Origin of the sequence: Paenibacillus sp. JCM 10914 (assembly GCF_001315105.1) — a bacterium.
In the GTDB taxonomy this organism is placed as follows: Bacteria; Bacillota; Bacilli; order Paenibacillales; family Paenibacillaceae; genus Paenibacillus_AQ.
Genome location: NZ_BAZR01000040.1, coordinates 25396 through 42430 on the forward strand (window position 1 = coordinate 25396; position 17035 = coordinate 42430).

Annotated in this window: 15 protein-coding genes and 2 pseudogenes; 13 read left to right on the top strand and 4 right to left on the bottom strand. The window is 50.4% G+C overall.

The annotated features are described in order from the left end of the window. The first annotated feature begins 90 nt into the window (after positions 1-90). The 8 genes from JCM10914_RS25605 (at position 91) to JCM10914_RS25640 (ending at position 4987) form a co-directional block, all read left to right on the top strand. Positions 91-1695 carry a flavin monoamine oxidase family protein gene (locus JCM10914_RS25605; protein WP_023966453.1) on the top strand — a complete coding sequence of 535 codons (1605 nt, stop codon included), beginning with the start codon at positions 91-93 and terminating at the stop codon, positions 1693-1695. Between the two features lie 37 nt (positions 1696-1732). After that, positions 1733-2200, top strand: a complete 468-nt coding sequence (locus tag JCM10914_RS25610) for a Rid family hydrolase (RefSeq protein WP_023966455.1) — start codon at positions 1733-1735, stop codon at positions 2198-2200. 123 nt (positions 2201-2323) lie between these two features. Further along, positions 2324-2533: a twin-arginine translocase TatA/TatE family subunit gene (locus tag JCM10914_RS25615; protein WP_023966457.1), complete on the top strand. Its 210-nt coding sequence runs from the start codon at positions 2324-2326 to the stop codon at positions 2531-2533. A gap of 157 nt (positions 2534-2690) precedes the next feature. After that, positions 2691-2894 (top strand): CsbD family protein, encoded by a 204-nt coding sequence (locus JCM10914_RS25620; protein ID WP_023966459.1) that lies wholly within the window; start codon positions 2691-2693, stop codon positions 2892-2894. 29 nt (positions 2895-2923) lie between these two features. Continuing rightward, positions 2924-3205, top strand: coding sequence for a hypothetical protein (locus JCM10914_RS25625; protein ID WP_023966461.1), 282 nt, complete (start codon positions 2924-2926; stop codon positions 3203-3205). 118 nt (positions 3206-3323) lie between these two features. Continuing rightward, positions 3324-4064: an oxidoreductase gene (locus tag JCM10914_RS25630; protein WP_023966463.1), complete on the top strand. Its 741-nt coding sequence runs from the start codon at positions 3324-3326 to the stop codon at positions 4062-4064. Positions 4065-4168: 104 nt separating this feature from the next. Then, positions 4169-4549 (top strand): RidA family protein, encoded by a 381-nt coding sequence (locus JCM10914_RS25635; protein ID WP_023966465.1) that lies wholly within the window; start codon positions 4169-4171, stop codon positions 4547-4549. A gap of 114 nt (positions 4550-4663) precedes the next feature. After that, positions 4664-4987: a hypothetical protein gene (locus JCM10914_RS25640; RefSeq protein ID WP_023966467.1), complete on the top strand. Its 324-nt coding sequence runs from the start codon at positions 4664-4666 to the stop codon at positions 4985-4987. A gap of 292 nt (positions 4988-5279) precedes the next feature. Here the strand turns inward: JCM10914_RS25640 and JCM10914_RS25645 are convergent, their stop codons facing one another. From JCM10914_RS25645 to JCM10914_RS25655, 3 genes are all read right to left on the bottom strand, one after another. Further along, a complete protein-coding gene (locus JCM10914_RS25645) occupies positions 5280-6044 on the bottom strand; it encodes a tryptophan-rich sensory protein (RefSeq protein ID WP_023966469.1) in 765 nt (254 codons plus the stop codon). A gap of 108 nt (positions 6045-6152) precedes the next feature. After that, positions 6153-7772, bottom strand: coding sequence for a response regulator (locus tag JCM10914_RS25650; RefSeq protein WP_023966471.1), 1620 nt, complete (start codon positions 7770-7772; stop codon positions 6153-6155). 6 nt (positions 7773-7778) lie between these two features. Continuing rightward, entirely contained in the window at positions 7779-9560 is a 1782-nt protein-coding gene (locus JCM10914_RS25655; RefSeq protein WP_023966473.1) for a sensor histidine kinase, read from the bottom strand. A gap of 149 nt (positions 9561-9709) precedes the next feature. On the opposite strand from JCM10914_RS25655, the gene JCM10914_RS25660 reads away from it, so the two are divergent. From JCM10914_RS25660 to JCM10914_RS25670, 3 genes are all read left to right on the top strand, one after another. Beyond that, positions 9710-10591 carry a carbohydrate ABC transporter permease gene (locus JCM10914_RS25660; RefSeq protein ID WP_023966475.1) on the top strand — a complete coding sequence of 294 codons (882 nt, stop codon included), beginning with the start codon at positions 9710-9712 and terminating at the stop codon, positions 10589-10591. Beyond that, on the top strand, positions 10591-11427 hold the full coding sequence (locus JCM10914_RS25665) for a carbohydrate ABC transporter permease (protein ID WP_023966477.1): 837 nt from the start codon (positions 10591-10593) through the stop codon (positions 11425-11427). Before JCM10914_RS25660 ends, JCM10914_RS25665 begins: the two co-directional genes overlap by 1 nt. A gap of 154 nt (positions 11428-11581) precedes the next feature. Then, a complete protein-coding gene (locus JCM10914_RS25670) occupies positions 11582-12859 on the top strand; it encodes an ABC transporter substrate-binding protein (protein ID WP_023966479.1) in 1278 nt (425 codons plus the stop codon). A 71-nt stretch (positions 12860-12930) separates the two neighbouring features. Here JCM10914_RS25670 and JCM10914_RS25675 read toward each other — a convergent pair whose 3' ends face one another. After that, positions 12931-13143, bottom strand: coding sequence for a hypothetical protein (locus JCM10914_RS25675; protein ID WP_023966481.1), 213 nt, complete (start codon positions 13141-13143; stop codon positions 12931-12933). A gap of 299 nt (positions 13144-13442) precedes the next feature. On the opposite strand from JCM10914_RS25675, the pseudogene JCM10914_RS25680 reads away from it, so the two are divergent. Beyond that, positions 13443-16545, top strand: a pseudogene (locus tag JCM10914_RS25680) (DEAD/DEAH box helicase). Between the two features lie 67 nt (positions 16546-16612). After that, positions 16613-17035, top strand: a pseudogene (locus JCM10914_RS25685) (hypothetical protein); the annotation flags it as partial.

A 17035-nucleotide genomic window follows, 5' to 3' on the forward strand; every position in this document is an offset into this window, starting at 1 on the left:
TTCCTGACAGAAAATAAGTCAAATCCACATTTCTCTGCTAAGATCGGCTCATCAAATCAAAAAAACTCAATGGCGAAGGAGTGAATGAGGGTGACTACGAAGGAACAGCCGAAGGAGATGACCCGGAGACAATTTTTGACGACCGTTGGCAAAGTGGGGGGATCGGTCGCCGTCTTCAGTTTAATGGGAACGATGGGCTTATTTACACCGGAAACGTTAAAGGCAGCGGAATATACGCCTCCAGGCAAGAACGACTTGAACCTGAGTGGGCGCGGAGGTAAGAAGGTCATCATTCTCGGCGCTGGCATTGCCGGATTAACGGCGGCTTACGAGTTGGGATTGGCAGGATATGATTGCACGATCCTGGAAGCCAAGGGGTTTGCGGGTGGTCGATGCTGGACCGTTCGGAAAGGGACCTCCATCGCCGAGATCGGATCGAGTCGTCAGACCGCTCGCTTTGATCAAGGACTGTACTTCAACGCCGGTCCGATGCGGATACCGCAATTCCATGTCACGCTTGATTACTGCCGCAAGTTCGGCGTTCCGATTGAGCCGTTCAACAATGTGAACGAGAGCGGTTATTACTATAACGAGAACGTAGGTGCATTATCCGGCCAACGGGTACAAAAGCGCGCCGCGAAGGCTGATGTTCGTGGATACGTGGCCGAGATGCTGGCCAAAGCCGTGAACCAGAACGCCTTGGACCTTCCGCTTACGGCCGAAGAGAAGATGAAGCTGGTGGATTATCTAAAGGCTGAGGGGGATCTCAATCCGGATCTGTTCTACAGAGGCTCTGAGCGGGGCGGTTACAAGGATGAACCGGGCAGTCGTTTGGATGCAGGTATACTCAGGGATCCGTTCGACTTGAAGTCGATCATTAACTCGGGGTTCGGCAGGTACTTCAGCAACGAATACGGTTATGACCAACAGATGATGATGTTTCATCCGGTCGGCGGTATGGATGCTATCATAAAAGCTTTTGAGAAGCGGTTAGGGAATCGAATCAAATACCGGGCCGAAGTGAAGGAGATACGTCAGTCGGCTGCGGATGTTCGGATTGTCTATACCCAGGCGGATTCTGGGAAGGAGCAGGAAATTCGCGGTGATTACTGCATCTGTACGATCCCGTTATCGGTACTTAAGAAGATTCCGGCCGATTTCTCGCCGGAGATGAAGAAAGCGATCAGCAGTGTCGGTTATGCGTCCGCGGGCAAGATTGGCCTGCAGTTCAAGCGACGCTTCTGGGAAGAGGATGAGCATCTCTACGGAGGAAACAGTCTGACGAATATGGATATTACTCAGATCTATTACCCACCGACCGATTATTTTGGCAAAAAAGGAATTCTGCTGGGCTACTACACTTACGGGAGTAACGCCGATAAGTTCGCTAGTATGACCTACGCCGAGCGGGAGCGGCATGCGCTGGCCCAAGGCGCGAAGATTCATCCCCAATATCCGAAGGAATTCGAGGCCTCTTATTCGATTGATTGGAAGAAGACGAAGTATCAAGAGGGTGGCTGGGTATCGTATTCCGCCGATGACCGCAAGACTTACTACCCAACGCTATGTAAACCCGATAATCGTATCTATTTAGCAGGTGAACATATCAGTTACATTACAGCATGGCAGGCGGGTGCGATTGAATCTGCCCGCGAGGTGGTCACGGATATTCATCAGCGTGTGATGAAGGCCTAGAATAGAGCCTAACTATCGAAGGAGTGTGTTTAATTATATGAAAAAAGGGAAATCGATTCTGTTATTGACGTTGCTGTTCAGTATATTCAGTGTAACGGCTTATGCCGACAATGCCTCGGCACATAAGAAACCGCCGACGCAGGCGATACCTGCGCCTAAATTCTATGGCAGTCCGAGCTCATCCATCTCCAGCGGGGTTGTCGTTCCGGAAGGCTCCTCTTACCTGTATACGAGCGGAACCGTGCCGCCGTTGTTGAACAAGGATGGAAAGACCGTCTATGAACGATACGGAGACACCAAGACACAGGGCATCGGCATTCTGAAGGAGATTGAGAAGCAGTTGAAGGAACAGGGGTTGACGATGAAGGATGTCGTTTACTTGCGGGTCTATATCACGCCGGATGCGGCCAAGAACGTTACGTTTGACTATACCGGCTGGTTTGATGCATATGCCCAGTTCTTCAATACGAAGGCGAATCCGGTGAAGCAGCTCGGTCGACGGTAGGTGTAGCTAGTCTGGTTAGTCCGGACTGGTTGATCGAGATTGAAGCAGTGGCCGTATATCCGGCCAAGGTGAACAAGTAGTATGTACACGAGCTTATAACTTATAAAAGGGAGCTGAATTCACATGTTTCAGAATGTTGGATTTGTGGGCTTAATGATGATTCTGGTAGTGGTATTGATACTGTTCGGACCCTCCAAGCTGCCAGAACTTGGCCGTGCGGTTGGGCGTACGTTATCCGAGTTCAAATCGTCGGCAAGAGAGCTTGTGGGCGATGACAAGGAGGAGGACAAAGATCGGGAGCGGGATGCCTCGGTTATAAAGTTGAAGGTCTAATCATCGGAGACTGTCTCTTGGATCTGCTAAGGTCGAAAGAGGCAGTCTTTGTCTATGGGGCTTAAGGGTGCACAGGATTCAGATCAGCTTCTGGCGGGTAAACACAATTACAAGCAATTCCGATGATACTACCAATATCGCTAAGGAGCTGATATGTATGGATAACAACATATTTAAGGGCAAATGGAAGCAGATGAAGGGTGAAGCCAGAAAGCAATGGGGGAAATTGACGGACGATGACCTGGATGTCATTGCAGGCGAGAAGGATAAGTTGGTAGGCAAAATTCAGGAGCGTTACGGCCGTTCCAAGGATGATGCTGAGCGTGAGTACAGCGAGTGGAGCTCCAGATATCGCGACTAGTCTTACATGAATAAGGGAGGTCAAGTACTATGTACCATTCACGGATCGTAACCGGCAAAGTGATCGATATTCGTGACGGCAAAGTAGTCACCCAACAAGGAGATATGATCAGTTCATATAATCTCCGCTACTACAACTTGATGAATGAAGACCTCCCGGTTGAAGTGGAAGACAGTTTGCTGGCACACATGTCAACCGCAGACCAAGCTGAGGAAGACATAGTGGATCATTCCTCCGGCTGGCAGCGCAAGGACTGGAAGCCGCTCGTCGAATTCATAATCTCAAGGAAGAAGAGTGCGAATCGTGCCTGATTGCACTCTTTTTTTGTGCGGAAGTGGCGATGCGATGCCTCCGCTTTTCTCGGGTTGAACAGTGAAATCATGCCGTGTAGAATGAGTTCATCAATACTATTGAAGGAGGGGCTTGGCGATGGGAGTGGTGGCATTAGTAGTAGGGGCTACCGGGCTTGTGGGCAATCTCGTGGTTGAGGAGCTGTTAAAGCGGGACGAACTGGATGAAGTACGGATACTCGTTCGCAGGCAGCCAGAAGTAACGCATCCCCGCTTGAAGGCTATTATAGTGGACTGGGATCGGCTGGAGTCCTACCGCGAGGCGTTTTTCGGGGTCCACATGGTGTACAACTGCCTTGGAACCACGATTAAAAAAGCCGGTTCTCAGCAGGCGTTCCGCAAGGTAGATGTTGAGTATGTGCTGAAAGCGGCGGAGCTTGCCAAGCAAGCAGGCGTGCAACAATTCGTCGCGGTCAGCTCCGTCGGGGCGAATCCGAAGGTGCGCAATTTCTATCTTAGGACCAAAGGCGAAATGGAGGAGCGGCTTGCTGGTATGAGGTTTAAAGGGGTACATCTGTTCAGACCTTCCTTGCTGCTCGGCGATCGACCGGATCGACGGTTTGGTGAGTGGGCGGCTTCGGTGCTGATGACCTCGCTGGATTTTGCTTTTCGTTCACCGAAACTGGCCCCTTATCGCGCGATACCTGCAAGAAATGTGGCGAGGGCAATGGTTCATATCGGCATGACGAATTTGCCTGGACATCATGTTTATACCAATGAGATCATTCAGGTGCTTGGTGAAGCTGAGGCAACCTCAACCGAAGGCTGGTACAGGAATGATTTTATCGGAAAGCTTGTGACGAGCGCTGCGACGGCTTAAAATGTAACTATCTACATAGATTGAACTAAAGAGACTAACCGTAAATGCTATAAGAACTTTAGTTCATTCTATCAAGTTCATACATAGAGAGGGGATTAATATCCATGAGTAAAAAAATCATTTCGACCAGCAAAGCACCGGGAGCAATCGGACCTTACAGTCAGGCCGTTGAGATTAACGGTATGGTGTACACCTCAGGGCAATTGGGGCTTAATGCCGAGACTGGCCAGTTCGGCGAAGGCGTACAGGAGCAGACCCGATTGTCGCTGAGCAACGTACAAGCGATTCTGGAGGCCGCCGGGACAAGCCTGGATCATGTTATCAAGACGACGGTGTTCTTGAAGGATATGAACGATTTCGTTGCGGTGAACGAGATTTACGGCAGCTTCTTCTCTGAACCCTATCCTGCTCGTAGTGCGGTTGAGGTCGCTCGCCTGCCGAAGGACGGATTGGTGGAGATTGAAGTTATTGCTGTTAAGCCGTAAGGCCAATAGTTTTCAAGGAGATCTATGGCGATACTCAAACACTGCGCGGAAGCAGGGACTCGTGTTGAGTTCAGTTTCATATATCACATTCCCGGCTATTATGAAGGGTGCCAGATGAACTTCCGCTATTTCAAGGCAGATCAGCTCCTTTATGATTTGGATTTTGGCTGGACGAATATAACATTGACCAGCTATATCAATGTGACCTCGAATTTCCCTCTGGATCGGCTTGAACGAATTGAACTGGAGGGATTGTATGTCTCTTTCGAGAAGCACTTGTATCAACTGGAGTGGGCGGAGGTTGAGACTGACAGCGGAATGTACAAGCTGCGCTTTTTTGGATCGGATCAAGATTTCCAGTTGGTATCGGATGTGGAGTCGGTCAGAAAGTTCGGCAGGGATCTTGCGTCAGATTGGGCAGATGCACCGGTCAGATGAGTGTTTAATATGATATGAATGGGAAGGCTGCGCGACTGAATTAACCCGGTTGCGCAGCCTGTTTGTGCTGGAGATTAGGCGCGTGGGGATACAGAGCGCACAAATCCCTGAGAGGAATTTGTGGCACGAGAAATAGTGGATACGGAGCGCACAAGTCCCTGAGAGGGATTTGTGGCACGAGAAAGAGTAGATCACAGAGCGCACAAGTCCCTGAAAGGGATCTGTGGCACGAGAATGGCTAGCTCCCGCGCTTACAAGTCCCCTTAAGGTCTAGGCGATCAGTTATCCCAACCTAATAACGAGACCACCTGCGATTGCGAGTGAAGAAGAGCCATACCGCGTAGAGAAACAGAACTACGGCGAGTATGAACGCCGTGATGAACACGCTGTCCGTGTCTCTATGCTCTACCGCTACCGCAACGTAAGCCCAAGTGAATACGAGGGGCACGATGCTATTCCTGTACGGATAGCTGATGAACAGTGCGAGCACGATGCCGGCTATGAGCAGGATGATGCCCCATACCACCTCACTTAGACCGAGCGGAAAGAGGTCGATCTTATTCATCACGACACTGATATTCACGAGGAACGCCGGACTTACCCATCCGATATAAAGGGCGAACGGGAGCTTGAGGAACACGCGCTCGCCATTTGTCGGGTAATCGATGCGTTGAGTACGGCGGTATAATACCCATAAACTCAACAGTAGTAGCAGCATAACGACCACTGACCATTCGATAAGCAGCGAGTGCCATAAGGCCAGCCACGCCATATTCAAGACACAACTAATGATAAACCACGGTCCGATCGATAGCACAGAATCTCGTGTAGAAGTACCACGCAGTAATTGATAGATGATAAATCCCAATAAGGTAATATAGACGACAGACCATATCGCAAAGGCATAGCCAGCAGGCGTAATCGGAGTGTAGTACATATCCGATATCTCGTCAGGCGTTCTACCTCCGAGCGGCAAGCTGGTAGCTAGCGCATTCATTGCAATGACACCGGCAAAGAACAGTAAATTCCACCACCGGTAGGTATTGGTTCGAAACATGTTATCTCCTCCTGAACAGAGTCTGGACTATATAAATTTACCCAAAACTGAACCAAACGAGCCAGCTTTGACCAAGAAGAGGATGGTAAATGAAGTCAATGCATACAATTAAGCCAAGTGTTCCTTGCGATATTCATTAGGCGTTCGCTGCTCCAGCTTCTTGAACACCTTGCTGAAATACTTCTCATCCTGGTAGCCGACCATCTCGGCGATTTGGGCGATCCGCAGCTGTGGATTGAGCAGAAGTGCCTTGGCTTTGGTGATGCGTATCCGACCGAGGTAGTCGGATAAAGTGACTCCGAATTCCTGTTTGAATTTTCGCGAGATATATTCTCTGCTGAGGAAGAATTGGCCTGCAATCTGCTGCAGCGAGATTTCTTCATGGTAATGACGGTCCAGAAATTGAGCGATATCGTGAATGATATGGTTGTCCCTGGAGTGGATTTGCGTCAGCAACCTTGAAGCCGAGTGCAACCGGCCGTTTATCTGCTCTCGCCACTGTCCCCAGCACATCATTCCCTCTTCGTTTAATGGAAGCGCGGAAGGCAGATCTTGTGAAATCTCAATATCCTCCACCGGCTCTTGCGTGCTCTTCACCTCATTCTCCGTCCAATGGTATTGAATCCAGTCCCACTCCGAATTCCAGCGGTTGAGATGCTCCGGCGATACCAAATCTCGCTCCTGCACATCATGAAGCCAATCGGAGGTAGCCTCATTCATCCGTTCCTTGCTCCCGCTAAGCGCGGCCACGCGGAATTTCTCTTCGTAAGAAGACAAGCGCAGGTTGCGTGATCCCTCGCTCTCTACAGCCCGTTCACGATGGACGCAGCACGGTCCTGTCAGCAAATTCCGACTCCACAGGGCTTGGGCCGCATTCGTATACGCTTTAGGTAAATCTTGCGGAAATACAGGAGCGTTGGCTGCACCGAAATGTGCATGGCGTCGAACCGTCAAGTAGAAACCATCATTGATTCGGGCCAGGACATCATCGAGTGGCATTTGGGAATTCCAATATAGCATGATCATCTCCCCGGGCTTATCCATGTTCCGGAATGCAACCCCTTGGTCTTTCAGCAGTTCGTTGCAAATATTGATCAGCGTAAACGATAGGAGCTGGCGCCGATTGCGAAATTTGGTCAGCATTCCTTGGTCGAACTGGGCGTCGTGCAGGACGGCGACGTGACACGGTGCCCCTCGCTCCGGTAACGTAATGCGACTCTGCAATTGATTCATTACATGCTCGCTCGTTCCATAACCGTTGACAAGGTCGGAGAGAAGTCGATCCATATAATACGGCGTCATCTGATTCATCACAATATTTTGATTCGTAAGCCGCTGCCGCTTCTCTTCTTCCTGCCTCCATGCATGAACGGCCTTGTCCAGCGCCTCATTCAGCGTCACGGGGTCTACGGGCTTCAATATATAATCGATCCCGCCCGAGCGGATGGTATGGCGAACATACTCAAAATCATCGTATCCGCTAATGACGAGTACTTTGATCTCCGGTTTATGTGTGTGAAGCCAAGTGAGCAGTTCCATGCCGTTTCTGCGCGGCATACGCATGTCCGTTATGACAATCTGGGGCTTACGCTCCTCGATCAACTGCTCAGCTTCCTCACCGTCAGCGGCCTGATAAATTTCGGTTATGCCATGGTCCTCCCAGTCGGCCAATAAATCGATAGCTTCTCGAACATGTATCTCGTCATCCACGATTAGAACTTTGATCATGATAACCTACTCACTCTCCCATTCATTGATATAGATCGTCACTCTGACACCGTGGGGCTGGATATTATTAATCGTTAGTTCGGCGTTGTTGTTGGAGTACAGATTCAGTCTCATCAGCACGTTGAGGAGGCCGATCGACTCATCCGCGGTATCCTGCTGCCATGGTCCGGCAGCAACCTCAGCCAATCGGCTGTGGAGAGCTTCCAGATCATCCTCCTCGATCGAGGTACCGTTGTTCTCTATCGTTACGATGAGTGATCCAAATTCCGATATGTGTGACGAAATAGACAGACGTCCGGGCTCGGTGTGCTTATTCATCCCGTGTTTGAAATAATTCTCAACGATCGGCTGCAGGATCATCTTCGGAACGGGAATCGCCAGGCTGTCCGGATCAAGTTCCCACGTAATCTCCAACTGGTCCCTGAACCTTTGCTTCTGTAGTTCCAGATATAAACGAACATGAGTGATTTCATCGTGCAAGGTGACCTTCGCCTCGCTGTTTCGCATGTTGTAACGCATCATGTTCGCCAGCGAGGAGAGCAGGGAATAGATGCGCGGAACCTTATGCTGCAAAGCGAGCGTGCCAATCGATTGCAGTGAATTGTACAAAAAATGCGGGTCAATCTGGGCTTGCAACGCTTTGAGCTGATTGGTCTTGTTAGCGAGTTCCAACCGGTACTCACGTAAAATCAGATTGTTGATCGTATCCATCATATGGCGGAAGCGCCTGGACAGAATACCGATTTCATCCGGGCTCGTCACATCAATATGAACGTCGAGCCGGCCGTTCTGAACTTGATTCATATAGCTTGTCAACTGTTTGATCGGTCTCGTAATCCGAATCGATATCCATAATGTTCCGAAAATGACGATCAATAAAGCGAGGATGGCGATCGTTGCATTAATGCCGGTCAGTACGGCCGCGTTCTTATAGAGCGTTTGATGAGGGATTTGCTTTACAAGCGTCCAGGGTGCATAGGTCAAGTCCAGCTTCTCGTATACGATGACGGCCTCATTGCCATCGTAATAACCATGGTCCTTATCCGCAATCGCCTGCAGGAGATTCGGATCCTCCATCATCTGCCCTCGTTCTTCCGGATTCGGACTGTAGATCATGATTCCGCTCTCGTCAATTAAATACAACTGCTCTTCACCTGCAGCATAGAGCTGATCGCAAATAGCAAGAATGCTATCGAGTCTCACATCGATCGCAAGCAGAGCATACTGCTCCGGCGAAGGTACATTGGTGATGGAACGGTAGAATGTAATCACTTCGAAATTCGAGATGTCGGCAGGCCTGGGTGGAAATCCGTAGCTGTGCACAGCATGGACAGGCTCTATGGCGGTTCTGCCTTCCCCGAATTGCTCGATTCGGCGAAAAGGTTCTTCGCGGAATTCCCGGCGCGGAAGGTTGCTGGAGACTTGGGTCGATTGACCGGTCAGATCGTTATGCAGATAAATCTGATGAACATCCTGCGTCCCGGTCTGAATGGCTTGCAAGGTCGTGTAAAGCTCCGCCACCACCCGATAATTGTCCGGATCAAGCGCCAGATTGCGCAAGAAATGAGGGTCGAAATAAACCGATAGTGATGCCCGGTCAATGCCCTGCAGATAGTTCTTTAAGTTGGTGGCTCCTTGGTAGATCAACCGTACATTCTCATTCACCGTCTGCTCTTTCACGGACTCGCGCGTATATGTAAAGGTAATCAACAGAGAGAGTAGAAGCGGAATAGTGGTGACGGCAAGCATGAACTGAATCAGCCGGGTCTGAATGCTGCGGAATTTCATCAAGGCACCTCGCATGGATCAAAATAGTGACAATAAAGGTCAATATATTACACCTAACGGTTCATGATTCTCCGTGTTTATTGTTTACAGGTTACCTCATAATGGCTGTACATCATACTACAACTTCAACGAAAAGGGGAGATCAAGGAATGAATCGAAAAAAATCCTCGGCCCTGCTTCAGCAGTTTTTATTCGTGGGACCTTCCACTATTTTCTTCATCCTGATCATGATCATTCCATTTCTCCTGGGATTGTATTATTCCTTCACGAATTGGAATGGCGTTTCAAGCCAGATTGATTTTGTTGGCTTCGATAACTTTGTCACGATCTTTACCAACGACGATAAATTCCGCGATGCGTTCTGGTTTACGACCAGGTTTACCGTACTTGGCATCGTTCTGACGAATATCGTCGGTTTCATGCTTGCTTATTTTTTAACCAAACCATTGAAGACACGCAACGTGCTGCGCACGATCTTTTTCATGCCAAACGTCATTGGTGGACTGCTGCTGGGCTTTATCTGGCAGTTTATCTTCGTGCGAGGGTTTGCTGCGCTGGGAGATGCAACAAATATCGGTTTCTTTAACCTCCCTTGGCTGGGTACGGCTGGAACGGCCTTCTGGGCGATTGTTATTGTCTTTGTCTGGCAGACGGCCGGCTATCTGATGGTCATTTATATTTCATCTTTGAACAATGTACCGCGTGATATTATTGAGGCTGCCGAGATTGACGGAGCGAGCCGCGGTCAGGTGCTGCGATCGATCATCATCCCGCTCGTTATGCCGGCGGTTACCGTCTGTTTGTTCCTGGCGATCTCATGGTCGTTCAAGATGTTTGATCTAAACCTCTCGCTCACGAAGGGTGGACCTTTCGGCTCGACGGAGTCGGTGGCCATGAACATCTACAACGAAGCTTACACAAACAACCGGCTAGGATTAGGTACGGCGAAAGCGGTCGTTTTCTTCATCGTCGTCGCCATCATCACGAGTCTGCAAGTGCGGTTCACGAAGAGCAAGGAGGTTGAAGCCTAATGGAGTCGTTGAAAAAATATCGCATCAACACCCTGGCCACGGAGATCATCATGGTGATTGTGGCGCTGATCTTCCTGGTCCCGTTCTACTTCTTGTTCGTGAACTCCGTTAAGACTTTCGGTGAATTGCTGACAGACTCGGCTGGCCTGCCGACGGCATTCGAGTGGAGCAACTATACGCGGGCATGGAACATCACCAATTTCCCATCCGCTTTCTGGAACTCGCTTGTGGTAACGGTTGTAAGTAATCTGCTGCTGGCGATGCTTAGCGCGATGACGGCATACCAGATGGTGCGGCGCAATACGCGGTTTAACCAGATGTTGTTTGCCTTGTTCGTTGCTGCCATGGTCATTCCGTTCCAGTCCATCATGATTCCCTTGGTGAAGGTGACGGCAACGCTCGGAATTAATAACAGCTTATACGGATTAATCATTTGTTATCTTGGCTTCGGGGTACCCTTGAGCGTATTCTTGTTCCATGGATTCGTAAAATCCGTTCCGATGGAAATCGAAGAGGCGGCGACGGTGGATGGATCGAGTGGATACGGCGTATTCTTCCGGGTGGTATTCCCGCTCATGAAGCCGATGTTCGTAACGGTCATTATCTTGAACACCCTATGGATATGGAACGATTACCTGCTGCCGTCGCTGATTCTGCAATCTGCCGAATTGCGGACGATTCCGATTGCTACCTTTGCTTTTTTTGGACAATATACGAAGCAGTGGGATTTAGCGCTTCCGGCGTTAGTACTTGGTATCATGCCGGTCATTATCTTTTTCCTTGTGATGCAGAAGTACATTATTGAAGGAATCACCCAAGGGGCAGTAAAAGGTTAGAAGGGCGTTTCACAAGATCGGTCAATTCTGTCCCCCTGAAAGATCAATATCATACCTGATTTTACGAAAATAGGTTGTTTATACTGATAAAGTAAACGCTATCAAAAAAGATTCGAATGCTGATTTAGAGAAGATAAAAAGGGAGGATTCATTAATGAAAAAATATGGTAAGCTGCTCTTGGGTTTGATGCTGGCTTTCTCCACGCTGCTTGCTGCTTGCGGCGGCAATAGCGAAGGCGGGCAAGGCGCTGAAGGCGGAACCAAGACCATTAAGATTTTTCAATTCAAAGTAGAAATTGCTGAAGCGATGAATAAGATGAAAGCGGAATATGAGGCAGAGCACCCGGGTATCAAGCTTGATATCCAAACCGTGGGTGGAGGCTCGGATTATGGCGCTGCGCTGAAGGCGAAGTTCGCATCAGGCGATGAGCCCGACATCTTCAATGTTGGCGGATACCGCGACCTGAACACGTGGTCTGAGAACATTGAGGACTTGTCCGATCAGCCGTGGGTAGAGGATGTGCTGGACGTTGCCAAAGAGCCGATGACCAAAGACGGCAAGTTATATGGACAACCATTCGGCCTTGAAGGTTACGGATTTATTTATAACAAAGACTTATTCGAGCAAGCGGGGATTACGGAGCTTCCGAAGACCATCACCGAACTGGAAACTGCGGCGAAGAAACTCCAGGATGCAGGGATTACACCGTTCGCTAACGGATATCAGGAAACCTGGATTTTGGCTAACCATTTGCTGAACATTCCGTTTGCCCATCAGGCAGATCCGGATGCCTTTGTTAACGGGATGAATGAAGGCACGGAGAAGCTCGCAGGCAATGCGAAGTTCGATGATTGGATGCGCTTGTTCGATCTGACGATTCAATACGGTCAGAAGAACCCGCTCACAACCGATTACAATACCGAAATCACAACGTTTGCCAGCGGTGAGGCTGCCATGACCCAGAACGGGAACTGGACGCAGGTTCAGATTGACGGCATCAATCCGGACCTGAACATCGGTCTGCTGCCAATGCCAATCAACGATAATGCGGAAGAGAACGATAAACTGCCGGTCGGCGTACCTAATAACTGGGTGGTTAACAACAAATCCAATGTAAAACCGGAAGCGAAGGAATTCTTGAACTGGCTTGTTACATCGGAGACCGGTAAACGCTATATCACGGATGAGTTCAAGTTTATTCCGGCATTCAAGAGCATTGAATCTAAGAGTGAGACACTTGGCGATCTAGGGAATGATATCGTGAAATACAGCCAGGAGAACAAGACTCTTAGCTGGGAGTTCAATAAATTCCCGGATGGCGGCATGAATGAATTCGGCAGCCAAATGCAAGGTTATGTAGCAGGCAACGTCGACAAGAACGGCCTGTTCGAAGGTATTCAGAAATCGTGGGAAAGCTTGAAAGCGAAATAAGATGTAGTTATGAGTTTGAATAGCAAGGACTTCCTGATTGGTCATACGGACCACAGGAAGTCCTTTTTAGATTATGAAGATTGATCATAGTTGCGGATCAAAAGGTACACAATGAAGCCGGCCACTGGGAAGAACAGTAAGCCAAGCACGACCAATAACGCGAATTCGGGGCTTCTCCCCTTTCTTCGAGCATCGTTGTAGCCCCACACACAGATGGCGATATGCAGCACGAGGGAAAAGAGTAGTAGCACAGTTATCGGGCCGAGCACTAAACTATAACTCATATAATAACCCCCTGTAATTCCGAATAATTTACATACGCTGCATTGTAGAGAAAGGTCGCATCAAGTTAGGCTTCCTGCATGATAACGTATAAGATCGATGAATAACTCTTAATCTATAGAATAGAGACTTATTTCCAGAGAATGACGGTTTGTTGATGATGATGCTGTACATCGGCATGAAATGAAAGGCAATTACATGGTATGATATGGGTTGATGTTATTTATGGTTTTGAAATGTTTTGGCTATCGTATATGATAGAAAGAATATCTATAAAGCAGGAAAAAGACGGGAGACAACGATGAATCAACCGCTCTATGGCGTATGGTTAGGCGACGTATTCTTTTGTTTTTCCGGCGAGGTTTCTGAGCCAGGGTGGATGCATGGAGCCGTGTGGTTCGAACCTTTCGCCGATCCGATGGAACCCGCCCTTTCGCTAATGCTTCCCTAAGACTTGCCGAGCTCAGGTACCCGGCCCAGACACTCGGGGCCAAAAGCACGCGGCGCCCGGAGCGCAAAATCCTAGGCGGACGCACGATGGAGGGGCTGGCTTTAACACCGAATGATGCATTTGTTATGCTGCTCTCACTGGATTTGGAGTATTACCGCGAACAAGGACTGGAACCGGGCGAGGAGATGGAGTATTGGGTGCAGGCAAGCCGATTTGCCCTGGACTTGCTCTTGCGCGGGAAGTTCGCACCTGGTACAGCCGAAGTGCCTGCCGTAGGCAGGCGCCGTACCACGATGCAGACGATCCGTGCTGTCTGGAAGCCGCAGTTGACCGGAGAAGATGTTGACCGGTTCCATCTACTTGCCGCTAATATTCCGCCGATCGGAATTGGAGCACCGGCAGCCCTGGCAGGGGAGGACCCGAATTCTCGAGAAGAAGCAGGCGCTATCGTGCTGTATTCATTCTTGTGCAGCATGATTGACAGCCAAGCCAGACTTGCCGTTAAGGAATCGGAGTCTAAGCTGCGTTCCTATCTCGTGAATTATCGGAGAGGACAGTCTCCGCTGGCCGAGCTCTGGTGGAACAGTTTGCTCACGGTAAGCCGTGAGCTTCCGATTCAGGGTACCGCTGAGGAGATTAACGAGTTGGTGCTGGAAGTGGAGAAGGCAGGCGACACCTTCCTTCCCTATGCCGGTGATGCTGACTTACCTCCAGAACATGGACATCTCAGCCTTGGTCTGAGATTAGAACCGCCGCTAGATGAGATCCGTAAGGATTGGGTTATATCGTTCTGGGCGAGAAGCCAAGAGGATGAGGGACTGTTGCTGCCCGTACGCAGCATATGGAGCAGCACAGAACGGGATTTGATCATCCGCGGGAAGGTGTATGAATCGGCGCAGTTGCAGCTACTGATGAAACTGGGTGAAGCGATGGAGCTTGCCCCAGAGCTTGGGGGAGAGGGAATCGGTCCGGCACCGGAGAATGTCAGGTTGCCCCTTGAGCAATTAGCTTCCTTTATGAAGGAGTCAGTGCCGCAACTAACGGCCAGCGGAATGACGGTGCAAATGCCGTCGCGCTGGAGTCGTGAAGGCCGGCGCCGGGTCGGCTTGTCACTTAAGATGATGCAGGATAACCGGTTGCCGGGCGAAGGGCAGGCATTGCCTGTACTTGGCATGGAGCACTTGGTTAATTTTCAAATATCGGCTGCTATGGGAGGCCAGTCGCTGACGCGCGAAGAACTGAAGCAGCTGGCTGAGCAGAATTTGCCCTATGTCCAATTCCGCGGCGAATGGGTTGAGGTTGATCTGAAGGAGATTCATCAAGTTCTTCGGTTCATGCGACGCCATGAGCAAGGAGAGATGGAGCTGTCGGAATGGATGCATCTCTCTGCGGATATAGATGGGGAACGCCTATGGAAAGGTTTGTTTATTGAAGAGATTGAAACTGCGGGTATCCTTTCCTCCCTGTTGGAAGGTGATGCGGATCGGAAATTGCCGGCGCGTCCGGTTCCTTCCGAGCTTCATGGGGAGCTCAGGCCTTACCAGGAACGTGGTTTTCAGTGGCTAAGCGCGATGCGCGATTTGGGCTTCGGTGTATGTCTGGCAGACGACATGGGACTTGGCAAAACGATTCAGGTCATCACTTGTCTGCTGGATAAACGGCAATCGGGTGATGGGAACGGAAGACCGGTCTTAATTATTTGCCCAACCTCGTTACTCGGCAATTGGCAGCGGGAGCTGCAGCGCTTTGCGCCGGATCTGTCATTGCATGTTCACCATGGGGTCCGTCGATTGCGCGGCGAGGAGTTTCTTGCGGAAGCTGCCAGTCATGATGTCGTGCTGACGACCTATCATTTGGCGGGCAGGGACGGCAGTGATCTCTCAGCGATTCAATGGTTAAGCGTCGTGCTGGATGAAGCCCAGTATATTAAGAACTATCGCACGAAGCAGGCGCAGAGCGTCATGAAGCTGTCGGCCCTGCACCGGATCGCGATGACAGGTACCCCGGTCGAGAACCGTCTGGCCGAACTGTGGTCCATTTTTCATTTTCTCAATCCGGGTTACCTCGGATCATTCCATATGTTCCGTCAGCGTTATGTTGCCGGTGAAGGACAGCAGGAGAGGTTTCGTGAGCTGCATCAGCTCGTCTCGCCGTTCATGCTGCGCAGGCTCAAGAGTGATCCGGATATTCGTAAGGATCTGCCGGAGAAGCTGGAGGTCAAATCGTACTGTCCGCTTACCGAAGTACAAGGTGCGATGTATCAGTCCGTGGTGGATGAAATGCTGAATCAGATCGAGAGTAAGGCCGGCATGGCGCGAAAAGGGCTTGTGTTGTCCTCGCTTACGAAGCTGAAGCAGATCTGCGATCATCCCCAATTGCTTCGCGGCATGATGGTCGCGGCGTTCGTGCTGATGCCTCAGGCAAGATGGAACGCATGCTCGAAATATTGGACAGTATCTCCGATGTCGGGGAGTCGGCGCTGATCTTTACCCAATATGTGGGCATGGGCGAACTGTTGGTGAACGTGCTTGGACGGAAATACGGCAAGAAGCCGCATTTTCTACATGGCGGCGTATCCAAGCGGGAACGCGATGAGATGGTGCGGGAATTTCAGGCAGGTGAAGGTACCGAATTCTTTGTCTTATCACTGAAGGCCGGTGGCGTTGGCCTGAATCTAACCCGTGCGAATCATGTGCTTCATTATGACCGCTGGTGGAACCCCGCCGTCGAGAATCAGGCGACGGACCGGGTATTCCGGATAGGTCAGCATCGTAATGTACAGGTGCACAAGCTCATCTCCCAGGGGACGTTAGAGGAGCGTATCGACGAATTGATTGAACAGAAGAAGGCGTTGTCCGAGCAGGTTGTGGGATCGGGAGAGACATGGCTTACCGAGATGTCTGACGGCGAGCTGCGTCAACTGATCGAGCTGCAGGAGCAAGACTGGATGTAAACTGCAAGGCTTCGGGCTGTGAGCCGTGTGGAATCAGAAGGCGCTCAGCGCTAGGAGGTGCAGGAGGATGAAGCCCATTGAACCAGAGGATCGAGTATCCGGGACAGGGATTGTACTGGAGATATCGCCGGGCCGAATACAGGGCGCGGTCGATGCAATTGAAAGTGCCTCTGGCAAATATGAAGTCAGCGTTGAGGTTGAGCTGCTGATACAAGAAGCCCGTGATCGTATCATTGCTTATCTGCGAGAAGATCCGCAGGCGCTGTATCGTCTGTTGGTCGGCCGTGATGCATCATGGCTGGAAGAGCTTGCCCCCGTATCTCTGAGAGGCAAGGAAGAGTCTGCGCATTGCACATGTGGGCGGACAGCATGCGCTCATGCTGCCACCTTGCTGGATGCGGCAACGCTCCGCTTTGCCGCAGAGCCGCTGGAGCGGCTGAAGCTGCTGGGGCTGCCGCGCGAGGCGCTGCTCACAGGCGTCCTGGACGCC